The sequence below is a fragment of the Acinetobacter sp. RRD8 genome, assembly GCF_031844225.1.
Lineage (GTDB): Bacteria > Pseudomonadota > Gammaproteobacteria > Pseudomonadales > Moraxellaceae > Acinetobacter.
Genome location: NZ_JAUZUU010000041.1, coordinates 1 through 4,599, shown reverse-complemented (window position 1 = coordinate 4,599; position 4,599 = coordinate 1). Strand labels below are relative to the sequence as shown.

The following is a 4,599-nucleotide window of genomic DNA, read 5'->3' as shown; positions in this document are numbered from 1 at the left end:
GGATGAATTTTATGATCAACATTTACTAAAAGTAATTGCAGCATAATTTAAATATTTAGAGCGGATTTATCACTTATAAAACTGAATTGAGTGGTCTAATTAACGGAACCACATTAATTTGTATTCAATCCATGTTGCAAAGCGACTGAAGCAATTGAAACGTCCGGTGCTTTACAAGCCTGAACGATCTGCTGTTTAAATTCAGCACTGCATGTTCTTCGTTTTTTCTCAAGAGATGTGATGGATGTCTGGTTATTTGTAGTCATAAATTTAGTCCCCACTTGTTTTTAAGTAGGGACTAAATTAAGGCTTATAGGATGAGTTCATAAGGTGTGTTCAGCGAACGCTTACGTTTTGAATAGATTTAAGAAATTAGGCAGACCTCATACCCAAGTTGTCACTTGAATTTGTATAACTTAGGGAAGATCTATATCTAAAGCCTTTATGCAACAGAGTCGTTTTTATCCTAGGGTCCTTACCACTTGTATTCTTTACGAACATATATCTAAAAAAGTGTAGCAAGTTGCTACACTTTTCGCTAGATCAGCTCTTTACCAAAAATATCATTCAGTCTTTCACGAATACTTTGAACGAATTCCGGATTGTTTTTAAGTTTATGCTTCATATTTCGTTTAAAGTCATTCAGCCCCATACCAATTTCAGCAAAATCCATTTGGAATAAAGTGTCATTAATGACAATATTTGCTTGAGAGTCAGTGAGGCATCCTACTTTTTTAAACCACTTCTTGAACTGCTGATAATTTTCATCATTATTAAAAATATACCAAGAACGTACATTCGTATCGAATTTAGCCCCTAATTCTTTTACGGATGCATTGTCTTCAAATGGAACATCAAGATAGATTTTTTCGATCACTGCAATTTCATCCAGTGCCTTATCAGCAATCCGATGATGCAGTTTAAAATTCACACCTACAATTGGACGGCCTTTCTTAACGGTTTCATACTCTAATTGTAGATCTGTATTTTCGTTAATTTCTGCCACTATTTTGTCTAATACATAGCGTCTAAAATCTACCCAGCGATCATATTTGGTTTCATTAATATCAATCAGTGCTTTCAAGTTTTCTAAAAGTAATGGCACTTCATACCTCTTTTGATTGGCGTACTTAAATTCGTTTTTAATGAAATAAGTATAAAGACTCATACTGGCAACAGAATCTAGGGCAAAAAGATGTTTTAGCTGATAGGTAGTAAAATTACCCCCAGCCAGTTGAGTGAAATACGGCAACACCTCACTGGTAAAACGAATCTGAATTGCATTTTTAGAGTCATCTTCCCATCTTAACTCACGGATAATGGGAACGACAGAATGTACTTTTTTAGTCTTTCTCTTACCATTATCAGCAGGCTCCTCAATAATAAAATGAGCTACTCGGGATGAAAGCTCTTTATAGATCCGATCTATTGCAACATTAATTGAATTACGTTTATTTAATCCTAGTAAATCTGCCAAATCATCCTTATACAAATAAATATAAGTTTGTTCGGTAATTTCACTATCTACCTTATTTTTCTCACTATAATTCGCAACCGCCATTGCATATAGAAGTGCCTTATATTCATTGGATGACAACTCGATTGGGCGAATTAATCGGTTACTGGTACTGACAACGCCATTATGGCGAATGTTGCCTATACAGTAGGGAATATAATTCGTTTCTTCTTGCAATGGTTCAGATTCTGTCATAACCGTGATATTTATAATTTGACTTAGTTTTTATATACAAAAGTGGAAAAACTTTCAAGACTTTCACCACAAGATTCTAAAAGTGGAAGGTCCGTCATCAAAAAAAGCGTTATTATCCGGTTTTTTGCCTTTAAAGTGGAATTAAATAAAATATTTCCACCCTACAGTGACAGACCTTCCACCTTTAGCCCCCGAAATTACAGTTTAGAATGACTATTTTTATTTTTTCACCCACATTCAGATAGGTTAAATTAAATAGAAACCCTGATGTGACAAGGCTTCCACCTTTCAGTTAGATTCGAAAGGTATAACTGCACATATAATCATCAGGAAATATCCAATAAAAACAGATTATCCACAGGTTAAAAATATACAGTGACAATCGTTCCACCTTTAAGGCTTAGTTACGAGACTTTATTAACATATTAAATAATTGTTTTTTAAATTATTTTTAAATAAAAATAGCGGTTTAAAAAATAGCAGTGACAAACCTTCCACCCTAGTGACAGACCTTCCACTTTAGAGTGACAAACCTTCCACTTTAGAGTGACAGACCTTCCACTTTAGAGTGACAGACCTTCCACTTTATGGTGACAAACCTTCCACTTTATGGTGACAAACCTTCCACTTTTAAAACTCTAAGAATTTGTTTTATATAATAAAAATACACTCTTAATTGTTAATTAGCTAAATAACTAATTATTCTAATTATTAATTAAGCTAGCTTAGTTAAAGATTTATTTTTAAGCTGTTTTACATCTGAACAAATAGGATTTATAAATTTTAAAACTATAGTAAGATGAGTGAAAGTTATTTATATTACTAAACATTCAAATACGGAAGCATCTGACACGCATGTCTGCAAAAATTATTACTGTTGCTAATCATAAAGGCGGATGTGGCAAAACAACGACTGTTGTGCACCTAGCCTCAGAACTTGCCAATCTGGGCAACAAGGTTTTAGTCATTGATTTAGATCCTCAAGCAAACGCAAGTTTACACATTGGGATCCAACATCCAAGCGAAATTGTTGTGACTACAGCAGAATTACTAGTGGGCGATATTTCGTTGTTGGCAGATGCATTACAAGAAGAAACGAACTTTGAAAAAGTATCATTAATTTATGGTTCCTTGAATTTAGGAAAAACTGAAGACCAACTAAAAGAAGAAGCTCCCCGTCCTTCTGAAGAGTTAAATATCAAGTTAGAACTGTTAAAAGATCTTTATGATTTTATATTGATCGACTGTCCACCTAGTCTTAAATTATTAACCAGCAATGCCCTGGCATCTTCAACACATGTCATTATTCCTATCGAATCCGGATCACAATATGGATTGTATGGGGTAACAGATCTTTTAAATCATCTTGAAAAGATCAAACGTATTAATCCAGATTTAGAGCTTTTAGGCGCTTTACTAATTAAGCATGATGAACGTCAGAATGTTTGTAAGCTGATTCGGAATGAAGCCTTAAAACAGGTAGGAAAACTTTTAGAGACCACCATTCCTCAAAGTACTAAAGTTAATCAAGCAGCGATTCTGCAACAATCACTTTTGAATGTAGAAAAAAATTCAAAAGTACGTAAGGCTTTTGAAAGCCTTGCCAATGAAATTGTAGCTAAAGTTTAAACCTGAGAGTATTATGGCAAGCACCAAAGAGCTTTTAGCTCAGAAACTGAAACAGAATACAGAAAAACATCAGCAAGCACAGAAAGACAATATTAGAGAGCTGAAAGAGTTTAGACGTAATGTTCCTATTGAGGATATTAACCGCAGTCCAAACCAGCCGCGTAAATTATTTGAAGAGTCACAATTAAAAGAACTGGCGGATTCCATTAATGAAGTCGGTCTGTTGCAGCCCATTACAGTGCGTAAACTTGATAATCTGAAATATGAACTCATTGCAGGCGAGCGGCGCTTACGGGCGCACCAGTTACTCGGCAAGTCTGTGATTGAAGCGATTATCATTGATGCGAATAATGTAGAAGCATCTTTGTTAACCTTAGCAGAGAATTTAAAGCGTCAGGACCTGACAGATTATGAAATTTTTATTGGCCTGAACTCACTTGATGAGAAGTTAAAGAAAAACAAGCAACGTTTAGCCAATTCACTGGGTTTAAATCGCGAAGATATGTACAAGTATTTAGCATACGAAAAACTGCCTCAAGTAATTTTAAATGACCTTGATGTGGAACCAGGCCTACTAGGTCGTACTGCTGCAACTGCATTCAAAAAATTTCTGTCGGATCATATAGAGCAACTTTCTGAGGCCGAAAAGGCTTTGCTAGGGGCTTGGGAAAAAGTAAAAGACAAAAAACTAGAGCAAAGTAAAGTTACTGCCTATGCTGAAAAAATATTGAGTCAGGATCCAGAAAAACTGACCACAACATCTGTGGTTAGAAAAATTGAATATGCAGGTAAGATTGCGGGGAATATCAAACTCAATCAAAAACAGCTTAAGGTTTCTCTGAATATCTCGGAAATTGACGAAGCTAGTCTCTTACAACTAGAAGATTTTTTAAAACAGCTTATTAAGAAAAGTGAAAAAGTGTAGCAAGTTGCTACACTTTATTTGACAATCTCAAATTAGGGCGTGTTATCAATTAAGCCAGAAAGATCGCTGATAAGAAGTTTTGAGCCAATTTATCATAGCGTGTGGCAATAGCACGATATTGTTTGAGCTTGGCAAAAAAATTCTCGATCAGATGTCTTGCCTTGTAGATATGTCAATCATAATCACGCTGATCAATAGAATTACTTTTCGCTGGCATCACAACTTGACCCTTCGCCTCTAAAATTGGATCAATGACCCGATCCCTAGAGTTGTAGGCTTTATCCATAAATCAGGTCTGGCTCAACGATAAGTCCAGCAACACATCTGAACCGTT

3 protein-coding genes and 2 pseudogenes are annotated in these 4,599 nt (G+C 35.2%); 2 read left to right on the top strand and 3 right to left on the bottom strand.

All coding sequences use genetic code 11. The features are described 5' to 3' along the window. Nucleotides 1–116 precede the first annotated feature (116 nt). A pseudogene (locus tag Q9R24_RS14885) lies at nt 117–266 on the bottom strand (transposase); the annotation flags it as partial. Nucleotides 267–538: 272 nt separating this feature from the next. Continuing rightward, nucleotides 539–1,711, bottom strand: coding sequence for a RepB family plasmid replication initiator protein (locus Q9R24_RS14880; RefSeq protein ID WP_311204723.1), 1,173 nt, complete (start codon nt 1,709–1,711; stop codon nt 539–541). Between the two features lie 855 nt (nt 1,712–2,566). Here Q9R24_RS14880 and Q9R24_RS14875 point away from each other — a divergent pair. Both Q9R24_RS14875 and Q9R24_RS14870 read left to right on the top strand, forming a co-directional pair. Next, nucleotides 2,567–3,340: a ParA family protein gene (locus Q9R24_RS14875; protein ID WP_004647772.1), complete on the top strand. Its 774-nt coding sequence runs from the start codon at nt 2,567–2,569 to the stop codon at nt 3,338–3,340. A 13-nt stretch (nt 3,341–3,353) separates the two neighbouring features. Continuing rightward, the gene (locus Q9R24_RS14870) at nt 3,354–4,265 is read left to right on the top strand and encodes a ParB/RepB/Spo0J family partition protein (RefSeq protein WP_311204722.1); all 912 of its coding nucleotides are present in this window, start codon (nt 3,354–3,356) and stop codon (nt 4,263–4,265) included. Nucleotides 4,266–4,314: 49 nt separating this feature from the next. Here Q9R24_RS14870 and Q9R24_RS14865 read toward each other — a convergent pair. Beyond that, nucleotides 4,315–4,437 (bottom strand): annotated as a pseudogene (locus Q9R24_RS14865) (transposase); the annotation flags it as partial. Nucleotides 4,438–4,599 lie beyond the last annotated feature (162 nt).

Coding starts and splice junctions, on each gene's coding strand:
- Q9R24_RS14880 (WP_311204723.1), bottom strand. CDS start 1,711: ATGACAGAATCTGAACCATTGCAAGAAGAAACGAATTATATTCCCTAC.
- Q9R24_RS14875 (WP_004647772.1), top strand. CDS start 2,567: ATGTCTGCAAAAATTATTACTGTTGCTAATCATAAAGGCGGATGTGGC.
- Q9R24_RS14870 (WP_311204722.1), top strand. CDS start 3,354: ATGGCAAGCACCAAAGAGCTTTTAGCTCAGAAACTGAAACAGAATACA.